This window comes from Olsenella sp. An285 (genome assembly GCF_002159625.1).
GTDB lineage: Bacteria > Actinomycetota > Coriobacteriia > Coriobacteriales > Atopobiaceae > Thermophilibacter > Thermophilibacter avicola.
Window position 1 is genome coordinate 1 of the sequence record NZ_NFIZ01000018.1, and the last position, 17,127, is coordinate 17,127.

Here is a 17,127-nt window from a genome sequence, read left to right on the forward strand (position 1 = left end):
GACTTTTCTTACGTTGCTGGATTCGTCCACGCAGCGTGCGACGCAACGCGGTCATGGGAGGCGCCCATGGGTCGGACCTGCATCAGACGAAATTCCCTCAGGGGGGGGGGTTGTCGAGGATGCATGCCGTGCGGCCGTAGTGCCTAGCCGCGGAAAGCGTCAAAGGCCCAACCAAACACAAGAGAAGAGCTGTTGCCACACGGCGGCTGTGGTGCCCCGCTTCGACAGCGGTGGGGTCCTGCCCGTCATCTCTGGCGGAATCGCTATGCACGTCGTGGCGCCTGAGTGAGGAACTTGGGGCGCTCGCGACCGCGGGCGCCCTCCCCATACGGACACGTACAAGGGAAGGAGTGCTTATGCGAGAAGGACCGAGAAGAACGTTGACGGCGAGGTGGCTGATCGCGCTGTTCGCGGCGGCGCTCCTCGTCTGCGGGCTTGCGCCCGTGCGAGCGTGGGCCGAGGGCGGAGACAATCCGGAATACGACCAGGTGTACGTGAACGGTGATACCGGTGACGACGAATCCGGTGATGATACCGAAGCTCACCCGTTTAGGACTCTCCATGCTGCCGAAAACAGGCTGAAGTCTGGCGGAACGATCTACTTAAGTTCCAACATTCAAGAAAGCTACTATACCTTTATTGACGCAAAGAATGTCACTATCAATGGTGGCGGGTTTACAATTACCCGCTCTGATGACTTCATTTCTGTGAACGATGGCGGCCACGGCGGTTATAACCCTGCGATGATTGAGGTCGCTAACGGGTCGAAGCTCACCCTCAAGAACGTGACCCTTGACGATGGGTTCCGCCACGAGGGCACGAAGTATGAGCTCCATAAGGACGGGGTCAATACCGGAAACGAAGAGCTCGTTCAGGAGGGCATGATTGTCGCGTACGGCGACGGTGAGGGGACTATCGTTCTGGGCTCGGGTGCCACGCTGAAGAACTTCGGCGGCCTTTCCGCGGTGTACATCTCTGGAGAGGGTGGCAAGGGCGCTACGCTCATCATGGAGTCTGGCAGCAAGATTTGCGACGAGCGGCTGGGTAAGCGAGAGGGTGGCTACGCCGCGATCTTCAACCACGGTGGCACAGTTACCGTTGAGGCGGGCGCTTCTATCGAGAGTGTTGACGGGCGTGCCGTCTACATTGACAACGGTGGTATCACTGCGGTCAATGGTACAGTGAAAGACATAACTACTAACGATTACATGGAGCACAGCACCGATATCGGACCTTCCGGGGGTAGTAGCCACTTCGGAGGAATTGTGGCCTATGTTGACGGAAACTCCGTCTTTACGCTTGGGGGCATGGGGTCCATCGCCGATATCAAGTCCCACAATGGCGATTCGGTTGACACACTGTTTTACCTGAATGGGGGCAAGCTCAATACCGAGGAAGGTTCGATAATTAGTGGTGTTAAAGTTAGTATTGTTGACTCCAATGGAGGAAGCACATATTTAGATGGTGCTGTAAAAGAAGTTCATTCGGGCAACGTGCCCTTCCGGCTGCGTGGTACCCAGGGTACGTTTGAGCTCGGTGAAACCGGGAGCATTGTAGATTGTTCGACAACTGACGCTGCCATCATCTATCTCAATGGAGGGAAGCCAACCATCGAGATTTCGGGCCATGTAAACAATATCGGTGGCACATTCTTGTTCGTCTCGAATAATGGATCTTGGCCTGACGGAAAAGTTACACTCGCTAAATCCGGCGTTATTGAGAACGTTACCGGTGATGCAATACTAGCAGGCGATCCCTCTATTGCGATGATTGAGGGAACTATAAGGAACTGCGGTGGCTACGCTGTGAACTATGGGGCTCAGCTTGGATCAAACCTCACGATTACTGCCGGAGCCTCCATTGAGAACAACCACGGCGGTGGCGCTCAAATCACAGTTGGGGACCGCAACTATGCAACCTCTGCACTTCAGCATGTTGAGATTGCTTCAGGAACGCTTTCTAACTCTCCCGTGGTCTCTGTTCCTTTTGGAACCCTGACGCTGGATGATGGATACAAGGACATTCACCTCGGTAAGGCGAGTGTCGACGCAGTCAATAAAATCCAAGACTATCTGAAGTCTAACGGCTCCTTCGAGGGGTGGGAAGTTGTCCCCTCGTCAATTAGCGAAGGCGGAGTGAAGGCATACGCGGGACTTTGGCTCAAGTCGTCGGATTCCACAGTTCACTTCACTATGCCGCGTCCTGAGCACGCTCTTAAAACCGGGCTGTATGCAGCGATCCTCAAGCTTAACGATGAAGGTAAGCCCGCCGAAGACGCAACCATTGATTTGATCAAGCTTGAGAACGCTGTTACGCTTGACGTGACCCTTAGCAACCTTGATGCCAATAGCGCGTATGCGGTTCTTCTTGTTAACAACAAGGAGTACACGCTCGCTCCTGATGACATCACCATCTACACCGGCGGAGGACAGGGCAACGAGACCTCCGATACGGGCTTCCCGTTGCTCACTATTGCTGACAGCATCGATCCCATTACGTCGCTCGTGATTAACGATGAGGAGCCCCTGTCCGGTGATGCCGCCATGCAGGAGCTCCTCGGCCGTCTGTCGGTTGCCTACTACGACGGTGACACGAAGATTACTGACGATAGAACCGCTGGTGAGTATGAGGCAAGGCTGTCCTGGAAGGATGGCATGGAGCCCGCGACTATTACCATCAATGGCAACGAGGTCGCAAAGGACTTTGGTACCGGTACGCTTATCGTTCGCTACGTTGAGGACATCTCTGATGCCGTCAGCGGTGAGAGCACCCATCCCGTCCAGAGCGTCGATCCTACTGAGATGCAGGACCACGCAGTTGCAGTCCTTGATGCCGACAGTATGTACTACGTGAACGGTGACCAGGGTAACCAGGTTGCTGACAACTCCGGTGTCTCGATTCTTGACGACTCCCTTCTCACCAACCAGGGCGACAACCGACAGCAGCTCCTCGAACGGAGGGCCGTCGATTCCAAGCTGCTCCCCGAGCTTAACAAGGGCGAGGCCTACCGGTTTGCATTCCGCTACCTCGACCTTGTCGACGTCAACAACGGCAACGCCTGGGTGTCCGCAGACAACAACGCTACCATCTACCTGCCTTATCCCGATGGCACGACCTACGATCAGGCCCTGGGCGTTGAATTCACCGTCGTCCACTTCAAGGGTCTCCACCGCGAGTACGGCATCACGGGCCCTGATGTCGAGCCCGCTATCGTTTCGTGTGAGCTCGAGAAGATAGAATGCGACAAAACCTCTCAGGGCATCAAGTTCACCGTCGGGTCATCGGGCTTCTCGCCGTTCGCAATCGTGTGGAAGACGCAGGCGTACGCCATCGACGCCTCTGCAGGCACCGGCGGCAGCATCGCCCCGTCCGGTGAAGTGACCGTGGCTGAGGGCGCGGACCAGGCCTTCACCATCACACCCGAGCAGGGCTACGAGATCGCCGACGTCAAGGTCGACGGCAAGAGCGTCGGCGCCGTGACCAGCTACACGTTCACGGACGTTGATGCCAACCACACCATCGAGGCCACGTTCAAGAGCACTTCCGTCACCCCGCCCGCGACCAAGTACTACGAGATTGACGCCTCCGCCGGCGAGGGCGGCACCATCAGCCCGTCCGGCACCGTGAAGGTCAAGGCCGGCACGAGCCAGTCCTTCTCGATAACTCCTGCCGAGGGCTACTCCATCCACGCGGTGTACGTTGACGGCGAGTTCTGCGGTCGCGTCTCGTCCTACACCTTCACCAACGTGCAGGCGGACCACGAGATCAGCGTCCAGTTCAAGAGGGGCAACGACCCGGCTGACCCCGGTGACACCGGTGTCGACCAGTGGTTCGACGTGACGAACCACGATGCCTTCATGCACGGCTACGACGACGGCACGGGCACCTTCGGTCCCGATGACAACATGTCCCGCGCGCACGCCGCCCAGATGTTCTACAACATGCTCAAGGACAAGAGCTACGGCGACATAGAGATCTCGTTCCCGGACGTCGATGAGGACGAGTGGTACTACGAGGCGGTCTCCGTCCTCGCCTCCCGCGGCATCATCAAGGGCGACGACTTCACGGGCACCTTCCGTCCCGCGGACTCGATCTCCCGCGCCGAGTTCACCGCCATGGCCATGCGCTTCTCCAAGGGCGACTACTCCGGCGAGAACATCTTCGTCGACGTCTCCGAGGACGCCTGGTACTACGACGTGGTCGTGGGCTCCGTGAAGTACGGCTGGATCAGCGGCTACCAGGACGGCAGCCACCGCTTCGGCCCCAGCGACACGCTCAAGCGCGCGCAGGCGGCGACCATCGCCAACCGCATGCTCGGCCGCGTGGCGGACAGCACCTGGATCGTCGAGAATCTCGAGAACGACGCCCTCAAGCTCTTCCCGGACGTCGCTCGCGACCACTACGCCTTCTTCGACATCGTGGAGGCCACCAACTCCCACGACTACACGAAGGACAACGGCTACGAGAGCTGGAAGGGCCTCAAGTAGGCTCTCGCCTCGCGCTCGCGCACGATTCGGATTGGGGAGGGGTCCTTCGGGATCCCTCCCCTTTGCGTCTTGTGGCACGCGGGTCCTTCTCGTTCTTCTCGCCCTCGTGGCCTGAGCGCGAGACAGCGGGTGGTCCGTCTACGCCTCCTCGCCCGGCGCCTGCTCGCCGTTTCTGTCCAGGCTGCGCGTGGGGACGAACCAGCGCCCGCGCTCCCAGAAGAGGCGGCGCCTTGCGTGGAGCCTGAGCTCGATGTCCCAGCACATGATCACCGTGCCGTACTCCCAGCGCCCGAGGACGCGCGTGAGCGTGCTCGCGACGATGGGGTAGTGTCGGCCGTCCGCCCAGGTTATCTCGAGGGGGCGCGTGTGTCCGTCGGCCTCGGTCACTGACCTCACGCAGACATACGTGCGCTCGTCGTAGCCGGGCACGCCGCTGATGCCGCCGAGCAGCTTTGGCATGCTGTCCCCCGATCCCGCAAGTTACGAACCCATGTTCGATAGTAGGGTCAGGACCGGACAACAATTTGTGACAAAGGGGACAGGGTCGTTTGTCATAGCAACGGTAGATGCTTCGACCATAGAGTGACGAGGGGGCAATGCTGGGTATAGTAGGCTAAACAGACGGAACGGAGGCTCACATGCCAGCAATTAGCATGTTCTACGGGATAGTGATCTACATGTACTATCAGGACCACATGCCTCCGCATTTCCATGCGAGATATCAAGGGACAGAGGCCTGCTTCACTTTCGACGGCGAACTCATGGAGGGCGATTTTCCCTCGAAACAGCGCAAGCTCGTAGCTGCGTGGTCAGTCCTCAACGCCGATGAGCTCGAGGCAAACTGGGAGCTTGCGCGCAACAAGCAGGACCTCTTCCGCATCAAGCCGCTCTAGGAGACACGATGAGGTACAACGTCAACAAGGCATGGGCTTTGGACGACACGACACTCTACCTCGAGTTTGATGACGGACGCCGCGGAACCTACGACATGTCCGACCTCATTGGCGTCGGCGTCTTCGAGAGGCTCTCTGACCCCGCTGAGTTTCGCGCCGCCCGTTCCGACGGATTCACCGTGGTGTGGCCCTGTGGGCTCGACATCGCCCCGGAAGAGCTCTACGAGAACTGTGTGGCACTGTAACTTGACAGATGGCCCTGTCCCTTTTGTCAACCTTTGTCACATGGGGAAGGCCGGCCGAACCCGGGGGTGGGGTTCGGCCGGCCACTGGAAGGGGGAACGCCGATGTTGGTGGTGCGGGGCGCTACTTGCCGAGGGTCTCGAACATGAGCTGCTTGTAGGCCTCGACGCCGGGCTGGTCAAAGGGGTTGACGCCCAGGAGCTCGGCGGAGAGGTAGCAGGAGAACATGAAGAAGTAGAAGAGCCGCCCCAGGTGCTCCTCGTCCACGCGGTCGAGCTCGATGGTGGGGCAGGGGAGCGTGCGCGCGTGCGCGGAGCGGGAGGCCGAGAAGCTCGCCTTGTTGACGTCCCAGAAGTCGGCTCCGTCGAGGTAGCCGAAGCGGTCGTCTATGTCCTGCCCGCCCAGGACGAGCGAGTCCCCGGCGCCGGGCTCGAGCACGTCGAGGAAGGTCTCCAAGATCTGGTGCGTGCCGTCCTGGACGTACTGCCCCAGGCTGTGGAGCTCCTCGGAGTACTCGGCGGAGGCGGGGAAGAGCCCGCGCCCGTCCTTGCCCTCGCTCTCGCCAAAGAGCTGCTCGTACCACTTGGAGAACCAGCGGAAGCGAGGCTCGAAGAAGCTCAGGAGCTCCACGCGCAGCCCTGCGTCCCAGGCGAGCCTGCGCACGAGCGCGTAGCGCCAGGCGGGGTTGTCCGCGGGGTCAGCGGCGGCGTCGCGCAGCCGCGCCTCCTCGGCGCGCGCGCCGGCCACGAGGGCGCGGACGTCCACGCCGGCGAAGGCCAGTGGCAGCAGGTGCACCTCGGTGAGCGCGGTGTAGCGGCCGCCCACGGGCTCGGGGAAGGTGGTGAACTCGTAGCCGTGCTCGCGGCAGAGGTCCTCGAGGTGCGAGCCCGGCGTGCCGCAGCAGACGATTCGCGAGGCCGCGTCCTTCTCGCCGTGGCGCGAGACCAGCCACTGGCGGAGCAGCCTGAAGGAGGAGCCGGGCTCCAGGGTCTCGAAGTTCTTGGCCACGCAGTCGATGACGACCTCGTGGCCTTCGAGGTCCTCCAGAACGCGCCGCAGCTCAAAGGCGGAGAGCGTGTTGCCGGCATAGGTGACGCGGTGCGTGCCGTCGAGCGAGCCGTCCCGCACGCCAAGGGCGGCGAGCGCCGCGCGCGCGGCGTTGTTGGAGCCGCCCACGCCAATGAGGACGAAGGTGTCCGCGCGCTCGCGCAGGCGCGCCGCGAGGGCCTCGACCTGCGCGATTTTCTCGTCTGACGCCCAGTCGCCCACGTGGAGCCAGCCGAGGGAGCCCGCGTGGCGCGCCTCGCCCGCCTGGCAGCGCGCGAGCACGTCCACGTGGGCAGAGGAGGCCCGGGAGACCTCGGTGGAGGTCACCCGGGCGCCCAGGTATGTCTCGTTGAGCCTAAGCATCTCCGTGCGCTAGCAGCCGCAGGGGTGCGCGGGGGCGTCGTCGCGGAAGTGGCTGTTCTGGGACGGGTCCTTCATGCAGAGGTGCGGCACGGCGCGGTTGTAGGCGTGCGGCAGCGCCAGGATGTTGGGGTTGCCGTCCGTGAACTTGCGCGTGGCGTCCGCGATGGCCTCCTCGAAGGTCGGGCGGGTCTTGAGGCCCATGGTGCGGGCGATGCCCGGCTTCTGCGCGCCCACGATGTAGGTGGCGCTGAGGTACTTCTCGGCGAGGTTGCCGCAGGTCATCATGCTGAAGCCGTGGAACGGGTGGAAGGCGTTGGCAAAGCGGTACTTGCGGATGTACTCCTCGTTGGTGGCGAAGTACTCGCCGTACTTGATCATCTCGTCCAGGGTGTTCATCTTGTCGGACTGCCAGACGTCCCAGAGCTCGCGCAGGTAGGGCCAGCGCTCGTCGTGGAACCAGCCGTTGCAGTAGCTGGCGATCACGAAGACGCAGTGGTCGGAGAGGACGCGCTTGTGGCGGATGACCTGGGCGGAGACGGCCTGCATCATCTGGATGGGGTTGGTGCCCATGCCGTCGCCGTAGTGGAAGTTGGTGGGCATGCCCATGACCACGATGTCGTACTTCTTCTCGGCCCAGTGCACGTAGGTGCGCTTGTCGGCGAGGGCCCAGGAGACGGGCTGCATCTCGGCGGCGTAGCCGGAGAAGATGGCGATCTGGCGGCTCCAGGTGTCGAGCACGGCGTCGCAGCAGAAGAACTTCTTGCCCATCTTCTCTTCCATGAACATGCCCTGCTGGTCGAACTTGTCGCGCATGAGGGAGGAGGTGGAGACGGGGACGAAGTCCGGGCGGCTCATGACGCGCGGCACGTGGTGCGCGCTGATGGAGCGCCAGTGGGTGATGCCGGTGGCGCAGTGCTTGTAGCCGCCGGAGTAGCCGCCGTAGGGGTTGCCCTGCGTGTGGCCGATGAGGATGGCGATGTCGGCGTCGTAGACGTACTTGTTCATGATCACGTGGTCGCCCTGCGGCGTGAAGCCGAGGTCGACGAGGTGGTCGTAGTCCTCGGAGTCGTGGGACGTGATCTGGCCCGTGCCCTCGAACTCGTTGTAGAGGTCCTCGCCCAGGATGAGCTTGGCCTCGGCGGTGGAGGTGCGGGGGTGAAGGCCGTTGGAGAAGAGGAGAAGGACGTCGTCGTGGGAGACGCCGTTGGCGAAGAGCTCGTCGAGGCAGGCGCGGATGGCCACCTTGCGGTGGGAGGTGGGCTGCGTGCCGCCCTTCACGATGTCGGGAATGACGATGACGGCCTTGGCGCCGGGGTGCGCGAGGTCGGCGAGCGGCTCCATGCCGATGGGGTTGCGGATGCTCTCGAGGGTGGCGTTGTAGAGGCTGTCCCAGTCCTGCGGCAGGCACTCGGGGTCCTTGACGGTCTCGCCGGTGACGAAGACGTCGGTGGTGTCGGGGAGCTCGGCTCCCATCATGCCGGTGCCCCACTCAAAGTCAAGATGCATGGTTTTTCCTTTCTGCTTGTGAATGATTCAAAAGGGGACTGTCCCCTTGTCAAGGTCGCCTTAGGCGTTGAGGTACAGGTCGACGATCTCGGCGTACTCCTCGGGGTAGAAGCCGATCTCGCCGGTGAAGCGGGTGAGGGCGATGAGGCCGCCGTCGATCTCCGGGATGCCGGCGAGCATCTCGGCGTTGTCGGACTTGAGGCCGCCGCCGTAGACCACGTCCACGCCGGGCACGACGCTCTTGATGAGGCGGGCGACCTTGGTGATGTAGGGGGCGTCCGCCGGCGTCTTGCCGGGGCCGATGCTCCAGACGGGCTCGTAGGCGATGCGCACGCCGGAGAGGTCCGCGCCCTCGAGGCCTTGGGTCACCTGGGCGGTGAGGACGGCCTCCCAGTCGTCGACCTCCTCCTCGCGCTCGCCCATGCAGAAGAGGACCTTGAGGCCGGCGGCCTGCGCGGCGCGCACCTCGCGGGAGAGAATGCGGCTCACGGCCGCCTCCACCTCGGCCGGGTCCGCCCCGGTCTCGCCCATGATGGCGCGCAGGTTCATGCGCTCCTCGCAGTGGCCGATGAGCGCCCAGGTGCAGCCGAGCTGCGCCACGGAGTTGCCGGTGCGCAGCGTGGTGAAGGCGCCGAAGTTGCCGCCGGGGGCGGTGTCGGCCACGTGGACGCCCTGGCAGCCGATGCCGAGCGGGCTGCCCTCGGCGCCGGCGCAGGCGCCCACGAGGTGCGCCTCGGGGAGGAACGCGGCGAACTCCGCGACGTCGGCGTACTTCTCGGCGACGCCCTTGATGGAGGACGCCACGGCCTCGCCCCAGCGGGCGGGCTCGGCGAGGCGGTTCACGCCGCCGCGCTCCGGCGTCACGTCAAAGCGCTTGAGGTTGAGGAAGATGTGCTTCATAGAGGCTCCAATCTGTGGTCTCGAGCGTGGTCTCGGACGTGGTCTGGCGGGCGGGCCCGCGTGCGGCCCCGCCCGCCGCGGGCGTCACACGAAGCTGGCGAAGCGCGGGAGCGCCGGCCCCAGCAGCGGGCGGCACCAGCTGCGGAAGGCGTCGGTCACGCCGTTGCCGCGCTCGTTGATGAACTCGTCCGGCACGGTGCGCTCGTCCAGCATGACCTTCTCGATGGGGATGCGGATGAGGCGGGACTCGTAGGGCGTGGTGGAGACGCGCTCGATGCCCACCATCTTGCCGGAGTCGCCCTCCAGCACGGCGCGCGTGGCCTCGCGGCCGCAGGCGACGGCCTCCTCGCGGTCCACGGGACTCTGCCAGGCGATGGAGGCGCGGCCGATGAGGCCGGGCTTCTCCGAGCGCGCCTTGTAGCCCAGCTCGGAGATCACGAGCTTGGCGAGATGCGCGGAGACGTCGCCGAAGTACGTGGCGCGGCCCACGGTCATGAGGGGCGGGGCCACGGGGGTGCCGTCGGCGGTGTGCACGCCCTCGCTCACCACCACCACGCCCGAGCCCTTCTCGTCTATGAGGCGCTGGGCGTCGTCCAGGAAGGCGCGCTCGTCGAAGGCGCGCTCGGGCAGGTAGATGAGGTCGGGTCCGCCGGTGCCGGACTCGTCCGCGAAGCAGCTCGCCGCGGTGACCCAGCCGGCGTTTCTGCCCATGGCCTCGACCACCACGATGTGGATGGGAAGGCCGCGCACGTCGCAGCAGATGGCGGACGTGGTGGCCGCCATGTAGCGCGCCGCGCTCGCGAAGCCGGGCGCGTGGTCCGTGACCGCGATGTCGTTGTCCATGGTCTTGGGGATGCCCACCACGTCGATGGGCACGCCCTCCTCGTGGCAGGCGCGCCAGATCTTGCCGCAGGTGTCCATCGTGCCGTTGCCGCCGGTGCACAGCAGCCAGCGGACGCCCTGCTCGCCCAGGGCGTGGGCGAGCTCGCGGTAGTCCTCGTCCTCGAGGGGCTTGCGGCTGGTGCCAATGGCAGAGGAGGGCGAGAAGGGCAGGAGGTCGAGCTTCTCGCGCGGGACCTGGCGGAAGTCCACGAACCTGCCCTCGGTGATGCCGCCCACGCCGCCCAGGGCGCCGAGCACGCGGCCCACGCCCGGGGCGGAGAGGGCCTCGTCCACCGCGCCGTAGAGCGAGGCGTTGATGACGGCGGTGGGGCCGCCGCCGTGGACGACGAGAAGGCCGTCGGATACCATGGCTAGATCCCCGCCTTCTCGTAGCGCTCGGCCATCTCCTCGAGGGTGACGGTCTCGACGTCCGGGTAGTGGCCGAAGCTGCCGAACTCCACGATGAGGGTGGCCACGGCCTCCTTCACGCCGGCCTCGATGGCGGCCACGAGGGCGGCGCGGTCGTCGTCCTCGACCACGCCGTACATGACGGTGTCGTAGACGGGCGGGAGGAAGGCGCGCGGGTCGGGGTTCTCCGGGTGCTCCTTGAGGAGCTGGTAGACGCCGCCGATGGACGGGCTCTCCTGCAGCTCCGGGCGCGTGGCAAAGAGCTCGCGCATGTTGCGGGTCACGGCGAGGCGGATGTCCGTGTCCACGTTGATCTTGTTGATGCCGGCGGGGATGGCGGCCTTGAGCTCGGAGAGACTGATGCCGTAGGCGTTCTTGATGTCGCCGCCCAGGGCGTTGATCTCGCGCACGATGTAGCCCGGGACGGTGGAGGAGCCGTGGCTCACGAGCGCGCAGTCGAGGCCCTCGTGGGCGAGGCACTCGCGGATGGCAATGGGGATCTCGCGGCGCAGCTTCACGTCCTTGCCCTTGGAGGGGCCGTGCATGGTGCCGTAGCTGATGGCGAGGGCGTCGACCTTGGTGTTGCGCACGAACTCGACCGCGGTGAGCGGGTTGGTGTAGGTGCTCGAGGCGGCGAAGACGTGGTCCTCGACGCCGGCCAGCACGCCGAGCTCGCCCTCGACGGAGACGCCGCGCGGGTGGGCGTACTTCACGACCTCGCGCGTGAGCTCCATGTTTTCCTCCAGCGGCAGGGAGGAGCCGTCGATCATGACGGAGGTGTAGCCGCCCGCGATGGCGGCCTTGACGCTCTCCATGTCGCGGCCGTGGTCGAGGTGCAGGACCACGGGGATGGGGCTGTTCTCGCCGTACTTCTTCACGGCGTCGCCGATGTTCTTGGCGCCGACGATCTTGTCCTCCACGGTGCCGTTGGCAAAGTCCGCACGGCCGCCCATGAAGGCGTTGGCGAGGTCGGCGCCCTGCAGGATGGCGGCGCTCCTCAGCATCTCGTGGACCTCGATGACTGCCTTTGCCTGGCAGACGGCGTTGACGTTGAACGCGCCCTGGGCGTAGCCCCCCTTGCGTGCGGCGTCCAGAACGGGCTTGAGCGGTACGAGTGCCATGCGACCATCTCCTTGTTCGGGCCCGGTCCCCCGGGCGCTTTCCTGTGACGTTCCTTGCCGTGCGTGTCGTGCGACGTGCCGTGCGAACTTCTCGGAGCAGACGGGGACGAGCCCCGTCCGCTTAGTGCTGACGGGGCTCGAGCCTGGGCTCGATGACGTTGGTGAGCTTGATGATGCGGGCGGAGGGGGCGTTGCCCCTCATGAGCGAGAGGATCTCCTCCGCGCAGGCGATGCCGGTCTCGTAGTTGGGGAGGCGCGTGTAGAAGTCCGCCGCGAGCCAGTTCTCACCGTTGTTGGCGAGCTCGGCGTAGACGAGGCGCCGCTCCGGGGCCACCTTGCGGAAGAAGTGCGTCCAGGTGGCCCAGCTCGTGATCACGGCGTCTCCGTCGCGCGCCTCCTCGAGCACCCCGCGCGCGGTCTCCATGAGCTCCTCGCTCAGCTTGAGGCCGTCCTCGGTGTTGCCCACGGTGTAGCGCTCGTCCCAGACGTCGATGTTGTGCAGGTCGACGGGGGCCTCGCGCACGAGGAGCTCCGCGCCGGAGGTCTCGCACATGTCGCGTACGCCCTGCTCGCGCAGGCGCTCCTGGGCGGTGTCTATCCGCGGCCTGAGGTAGACCACGCGGCGGCACCCGCGCTCGAGCACGCGCGAGGTGATGAGGCGCGCCCCGCCGCTGTAGTCGAGGTCCACGGTGCTGTAGGTGTCCGCCTGCTGCTGGCAGTCAAAGACCACGAGCGGGGCGGACTCGTCCGAGAGGACCTTGAGGCTCTCCGCGTCCGGGCCCTCGTTCTCGATGCCTATGAATATGATGCCGCCCACGCGCCCGGCGAGGTAGGCGCTCGCGTAGTCCGCGTGCCCCAGGGCGTCCGTCCTGTTGCCCAGGAGAAGGACGTTGTAGCCGTCCTCCTCAAGGCGGGTCTGGATGCCAAAGGCCATCTGGCTGAAGCGGGGGACCGAGAGGTTTCTTCTTAGGACCACGCCCACGCAGGGGACGTTGCGGCTCCTGAGCGTGCGCGCGTGCGCGTTGGGCATGTAGTTGAGGCGTCGCGCGGCTTGAAGGACCCGCTTGCGCGTCTCCGGGCGTATGGACTGACCGGGGGTGTTATTGATCACATAGGAGACGGTCGCCGCGGTGACCCCGGCCTCCTGCGCCACGTCCTTGAGCGTCGTACGCTTGCGCATTACCGCCTCCAATCTCCCCATGCTCACTTTTTCGATTAAGTGAGATAGTACCTGTTTACCATGACACGGCGCTTACGGCCACCAAAACTTGGAGAAAAGCGCTGGCGGGCAAAAACCGACCATTTAGCGAGGTTAAGGGGTTAACAAGTGCTGAGCGGTACCAAATTTGCCCCGAGCGGCCTTTATCAGAAGTTTACACTAGGAATTCCTCGGGTCCTGTGATTACATGTGCATTAACTTAATCGTTTGAGTGATGGGACGATTAGGCCCAGACGAGTTCCACGTTCTTCTCGGTGTGTTTGATTGCTTAGATCTTTGGTACGTAGCACGTTAGCCCGGATGCTCTCGTCGCACCTCAGGGAGTCCTCAGCAGGGGGAGAGGCGACGGCGGGATGGAACGAAGGAGGCCGTAATTGAAAGAGAAGAAAGTACCCATCTGGAGTAAGGTGCCAAGCTGGGCTTGGGCACTCATCTCCCTGGCGCTGGCGATAGCTCTGTGGCTCGCCGCCTCCGGCACGTGGCCGGCGGTCTTTGCGTCGCCCGACAAGGTCCTCGCGGCCTTCATGGAGCGCGCCCAGAGCGGTCTTCTCTGGGAGCACGTCTGGGCGTCGGTCTCCCGCGTCCTCACCGGCTTTGGCATAGCCTTCGTGGTGTCCATCCCGGTGGCCTTCCTCATGGCGTGGTACGACCCGTTCCGCCACGTCGTGGAGCCCTGGATCCAGTTCATCCGCAACATCCCGCCGCTGGCCTACGTCTTCCTGATCATCGCCGCCCTCGGCATCGGTCAGACTTCCAAGATCACGGTCATCTTCATCGCGGCGTTCCTGGTCATGGTCATCACCATCTACCAGGGCGTCAAGGGCGTGGACGTCACGCTCATCAAGGCGGCGCGCGTGCTGGGCGCCACGCAGAGGGACATCTTCTTCAAGGTCACCATCCCCGCCTCGACGCCGTTCATCCTCGTCGCGGCGCGCCTGGGCCTCTCCACCTCGCTCACCACGCTCATGGCGTCGGAGATCGTCGGTGGCGACAAGGGCATCGGCATGATGATCCAGCAGGCGAGCGGCTACTACCAGATGGACGTCGTGCTCCTGGGCATCATCATGCTCGGCATTATCGGCATCTGCTTCGAGAAGATCGTCCGGTTCCTTGAGAGGAGGTTCACGGGATGGCAGGAAACGATTCAGCAGTAAAGGTCCACATCGAGAACGTGGTCAAGAAGTTCAACACCCGCAAGGGCGAGGTGGTTGCCCTCAACGGCGCCAACTTCGACATCCACGAGAACGAGTTCGTGTGCGTCGTCGGGCCGTCCGGCTGCGGCAAGTCCACGCTCCTGAACATCATCGGTGGCCTTGAGGAGCCCACCGAGGGCCGCGTCCTGGTGGACGGCCAGGAGGTCACCGGCCCCGGTCCCGACCGCGGCATCGTCTTCCAGCAGTACGCGCTCTTCCCGTGGCTCACGGTCCTCGAGAACGTCAAGTTTGGCCTCAAGCTCCAGGGCAAGTCCGACAAGGAGGCCGAGGAGATCGCGCTCAAGTACATCAAGCTCGTCGAGCTCCAGGACTTCGTGCAGTCCTACCCCAAGGAGCTCTCGGGCGGCATGAAGCAGCGCGTGGCCATCGCCCGCGCCTACGCGGTCAACCCCAAGGTCCTGCTCATGGACGAGCCCTTTGGCGCCCTTGACGCGCAGACGCGCACCCAGCTTCAGTCCGAGCTGCTCGAGACCTGGGAGAAGGAGCAGAAGACCTGCTTCTTCATCACGCACGACGTCGAGGAGGCCATCATCCTCGCCCAGCGCGTCATCATCATGTACGCGCGCCCGGGCCGCGTGAAGGAGATCGTGGACATCGACATCCCGTATCCCCGCACGCAGGAGACCAAGATGACCCCGCGCTTCCTCGAGCTCAAGAACCACATCTGGAGCCAGGTCTACCAGGAGTACCTCTCCGTCCGCAAGTAGGTCGGGACAGCGCAAGATGACGCGGGGCGCGCCCCGCGTCTGGAAAGGGAGGGAAGCGAAGAAGAACTCGCTTCCAGGAGAAAGGAAACGATATGAAGAAGATCGACATGAACCAGCTCAGCCGCCGCTCCTTCCTCAAGGTCGCCGGTGCCGCCGGCGTCGTGGGCTCCGGCATGGTCCTCGCCGGCTGCGACAACGGCACCCAGGAGCCCGCTGCCGACGACACCGCCGACGAGGGCGGCGAGGAGCCGGCCGGCACCGAGTACGAGCCCGTCACTGTCCACGTTGCCTTCATGCCCAACCTGGGCTCCGCCGCCACGCTCTTCTCGGCCATTGACCAGGGCTACTTCGATGAGGTCGGCATCACCGTCGAGACCGAGCAGTTCCAGGCCGGCCCCGCCGAGATCACGGCCATGCAGTCCGGCTCCGTGGATATCTCCCAGATCGGCCACGGCGCGCACTCCCTGTGCATCCAGGGCCAGGCCAAGATCTTCGCGTTCGACCAGCTCTCCCAGGCAGACTGCGTGGTCGCCAACAAGTCCCACGGCATCGAGACCGGCGCTGACCTCGCCGGCAAGACGGTGGGCGTCGCCTCCGGCACCTCCTCCGAGATCATCCTCCAGTACGTGCTCCAGGACGCCGGCCTCACCGTCGACGACATCAACACCGTCGAGATGGACGTCTCCGGCATGACGACGGCCCTCATCTCCGGCCAGATCGACGCCGCCGCCACCTGGTCGCCCAACACCGTCACCCTCGAGGAGCAGCTCGGCGACGACTACCTCGTCCTCGGCACCAACACGGACTACTCCGACGAGGTCGCCTTCCCCGGCTCCTACGTCGTCCTGCCCGAGTACGCCGAGGAGAACCACGACGTCCTCGTGCGCTTTGGCGCCGCTCTGGACAAGGGCAAGGTCTACCGCGCCGAGCACATCGACGACGTGGCCAAGCTGCTTGCCTCCGAGCTGGGCGTTCCCGAGGACACGCTCCTTCAGTCCACGGGCGAGGGCGACTGGCAGGGTGCCGTCGACGCCATCGGCAACACCGACACCATCGTGGGCTACTACGAGGCCCAGCAGAAGGTCTTCCTGGACGGCGGCCAGATCGAGGCCGAGGTGCCCGTCGAGGACTACGTCCTGACCGACGTCATCACCGAGTCCGACGAGCTCTACAGCACCATGGCGTAGCGCTCTGACGCAGCAATCTCTAGGGGGCGCGCGGCGCCCCTGAAAGACGGCCTCTCCGCAGCAGGGTGACCCTCCCCATCCGCGCGGGGAGGCCGTATCGCGCAAGCGAGACAAGGAGGAAGCATGGACTACTATCACATCTCGGCCGAGGACCTGGGCAAGGACGCCCGCGTTCCGCTCGTCTGCGCCGGTGACTCCGCCGAGGTCTTCTTTGACCTGGCCCTCGAGATGGTGAGCACCATCCGCGAGCACAACGCTCGTGGCGAGAAGACCGTCTTCATCTGCCCGGTGGGCCCCGTCGGCCACTATCCGTACTTCGTCAAGATGGTGAACGACCAGCGCATCTCCCTCAAGGACTGCTGGTTCATCAACATGGACGAGTACCTGGACGACAACGACGAGTGGATCGACGCGGACAATCCGCTCTCCTTCCGCGGCTTCATGGCCCGCAACGTCTACGACAAGATCGACCCCGAGCTCGTGATGCCCGAGGAGCAGCGCGTCTTCCCCGACCCGCACGACCCGGCCAACGTGGGCCGCGTGATCGACAGCCTGGGCGGCGTCGACATCGCCTTCGGCGGCATCGGCATCACGGGGCACCTCGCCTTCAACGAGCCCCAGCCCGAGCTCACCTGCGAGGAGTTCGCCGCTCTCGAGACCCGCGCCCTCGACATCCACCCCGAGACCCGCGCCACCAACTCCGTGGGCGACCTCGGCGGCGCCCTCGAGGACATGCCGCACCGCTGCGTGACCATCGGCATGCGCGAGATCCTCGGCGCCCGCAAGGTGCGCCTCGGCGTCTTCCGTGACTGGCACCGCGGCGTCGTGCGCCGTGCCGCCTACGGCGAGCCCACGGCCGCCTTCCCCGCCACGCTCCTGCAGGGCCACCCCGACGCCAAGATCTACGTGAACGACGTCGCGCGCCAGCAGGCGTACTAGGGAGGCCCAGC

General features: G+C 64.4%; 14 protein-coding genes. 7 read left to right on the forward strand and 7 right to left on the reverse strand.

The genetic code is table 11. The features are described from left to right. Positions 1-356 precede the first annotated feature (356 nt). Complete coding sequence (locus B5F79_RS09990; RefSeq protein ID WP_087221059.1) at positions 357-4,487, forward strand: S-layer homology domain-containing protein; 4,131 nt, start codon at positions 357-359, stop codon at positions 4,485-4,487. A 138-nt stretch (positions 4,488-4,625) separates the two neighbouring features. Here B5F79_RS09990 and B5F79_RS09995 read toward each other — a convergent pair whose 3' ends face one another. Then, a complete protein-coding gene (locus B5F79_RS09995; protein WP_087221062.1) occupies positions 4,626-4,946 on the reverse strand; it encodes a hypothetical protein in 321 nt (106 codons plus the stop codon). Positions 4,947-5,125: 179 nt separating this feature from the next. Here B5F79_RS09995 and B5F79_RS10000 point away from each other — a divergent pair, with 179 nt between their 5' ends. After that, positions 5,126-5,380: a DUF4160 domain-containing protein gene (locus B5F79_RS10000; RefSeq protein ID WP_087221065.1), complete on the forward strand. Its 255-nt coding sequence runs from the start codon at positions 5,126-5,128 to the stop codon at positions 5,378-5,380. An 8-nt stretch (positions 5,381-5,388) separates the two neighbouring features. Then, positions 5,389-5,625 (forward strand): DUF2442 domain-containing protein, encoded by a 237-nt coding sequence (locus B5F79_RS10005; RefSeq protein ID WP_087221068.1) that lies wholly within the window; start codon positions 5,389-5,391, stop codon positions 5,623-5,625. A 121-nt stretch (positions 5,626-5,746) separates the two neighbouring features. Here the strand turns inward: B5F79_RS10005 and B5F79_RS10010 are convergent, their stop codons facing one another. The 6 genes from B5F79_RS10010 to B5F79_RS10035 form a co-directional block, all read right to left on the reverse strand. Continuing rightward, positions 5,747-7,033, reverse strand: a complete 1,287-nt coding sequence (locus B5F79_RS10010) for a hypothetical protein (protein ID WP_087221071.1) — start codon at positions 7,031-7,033, stop codon at positions 5,747-5,749. Positions 7,034-7,042: 9 nt separating this feature from the next. Beyond that, entirely contained in the window at positions 7,043-8,539 is a 1,497-nt protein-coding gene (locus B5F79_RS10015) for a lactate racemase domain-containing protein (protein WP_087221075.1), read from the reverse strand. 60 nt (positions 8,540-8,599) lie between these two features. Then, positions 8,600-9,439, reverse strand: coding sequence for a triose-phosphate isomerase (locus tag B5F79_RS10020; protein WP_087221078.1), 840 nt, complete (start codon positions 9,437-9,439; stop codon positions 8,600-8,602). A gap of 84 nt (positions 9,440-9,523) precedes the next feature. Beyond that, complete coding sequence (locus tag B5F79_RS10025; RefSeq protein ID WP_087221081.1) at positions 9,524-10,690, reverse strand: diphosphate--fructose-6-phosphate 1-phosphotransferase; 1,167 nt, start codon at positions 10,688-10,690, stop codon at positions 9,524-9,526. 2 nt (positions 10,691-10,692) lie between these two features. Next, positions 10,693-11,850, reverse strand: a complete 1,158-nt coding sequence (locus B5F79_RS10030) for a class II fructose-bisphosphate aldolase (protein ID WP_087221084.1) — start codon at positions 11,848-11,850, stop codon at positions 10,693-10,695. 121 nt (positions 11,851-11,971) lie between these two features. Continuing rightward, complete coding sequence (locus tag B5F79_RS10035) at positions 11,972-13,030, reverse strand: LacI family DNA-binding transcriptional regulator (protein ID WP_158094881.1); 1,059 nt, start codon at positions 13,028-13,030, stop codon at positions 11,972-11,974. A 446-nt stretch (positions 13,031-13,476) separates the two neighbouring features. Here B5F79_RS10035 and B5F79_RS10040 point away from each other — a divergent pair, with 446 nt between their 5' ends. From B5F79_RS10040 to B5F79_RS10055, 4 genes are all read left to right on the forward strand, one after another. After that, the gene (locus B5F79_RS10040) at positions 13,477-14,223 is read left to right on the forward strand and encodes an ABC transporter permease (RefSeq protein ID WP_241147314.1); all 747 of its coding nucleotides are present in this window, start codon (positions 13,477-13,479) and stop codon (positions 14,221-14,223) included. Further along, on the forward strand, positions 14,199-14,990 hold the full coding sequence (locus tag B5F79_RS10045; protein ID WP_087221092.1) for an ABC transporter ATP-binding protein: 792 nt from the start codon (positions 14,199-14,201) through the stop codon (positions 14,988-14,990). The genes B5F79_RS10040 and B5F79_RS10045 overlap by 25 nt, the downstream gene beginning before the upstream one ends. 92 nt (positions 14,991-15,082) lie before the next feature. Further along, positions 15,083-16,177, forward strand: a complete 1,095-nt coding sequence (locus tag B5F79_RS10050) for a substrate-binding domain-containing protein (RefSeq protein ID WP_087221095.1) — start codon at positions 15,083-15,085, stop codon at positions 16,175-16,177. Positions 16,178-16,300: 123 nt separating this feature from the next. Then, entirely contained in the window at positions 16,301-17,116 is an 816-nt protein-coding gene (locus tag B5F79_RS10055) for a glucosamine-6-phosphate isomerase (protein WP_087221098.1), read from the forward strand. The last annotated feature ends 11 nt before the right edge of the window (positions 17,117-17,127 follow it).

Coding starts and splice junctions, on each gene's coding strand:
- B5F79_RS09990 (WP_087221059.1), top strand. CDS start 357: ATGCGAGAAGGACCGAGAAGAACGTTGACGGCGAGGTGGCTGATCGCG.
- B5F79_RS09995 (WP_087221062.1), bottom strand. CDS start 4,946: ATGCCAAAGCTGCTCGGCGGCATCAGCGGCGTGCCCGGCTACGACGAG.
- B5F79_RS10000 (WP_087221065.1), top strand. CDS start 5,126: ATGCCAGCAATTAGCATGTTCTACGGGATAGTGATCTACATGTACTAT.
- B5F79_RS10005 (WP_087221068.1), top strand. CDS start 5,389: ATGAGGTACAACGTCAACAAGGCATGGGCTTTGGACGACACGACACTC.
- B5F79_RS10010 (WP_087221071.1), bottom strand. CDS start 7,033: ATGCTTAGGCTCAACGAGACATACCTGGGCGCCCGGGTGACCTCCACC.
- B5F79_RS10015 (WP_087221075.1), bottom strand. CDS start 8,539: ATGCATCTTGACTTTGAGTGGGGCACCGGCATGATGGGAGCCGAGCTC.
- B5F79_RS10020 (WP_087221078.1), bottom strand. CDS start 9,439: ATGAAGCACATCTTCCTCAACCTCAAGCGCTTTGACGTGACGCCGGAG.
- B5F79_RS10025 (WP_087221081.1), bottom strand. CDS start 10,690: ATGGTATCCGACGGCCTTCTCGTCGTCCACGGCGGCGGCCCCACCGCC.
- B5F79_RS10030 (WP_087221084.1), bottom strand. CDS start 11,850: ATGGCACTCGTACCGCTCAAGCCCGTTCTGGACGCCGCACGCAAGGGG.
- B5F79_RS10035 (WP_158094881.1), bottom strand. CDS start 13,030: ATGCGCAAGCGTACGACGCTCAAGGACGTGGCGCAGGAGGCCGGGGTC.
- B5F79_RS10045 (WP_087221092.1), top strand. CDS start 14,199: ATGGCAGGAAACGATTCAGCAGTAAAGGTCCACATCGAGAACGTGGTC.
- B5F79_RS10050 (WP_087221095.1), top strand. CDS start 15,083: ATGAAGAAGATCGACATGAACCAGCTCAGCCGCCGCTCCTTCCTCAAG.
- B5F79_RS10055 (WP_087221098.1), top strand. CDS start 16,301: ATGGACTACTATCACATCTCGGCCGAGGACCTGGGCAAGGACGCCCGC.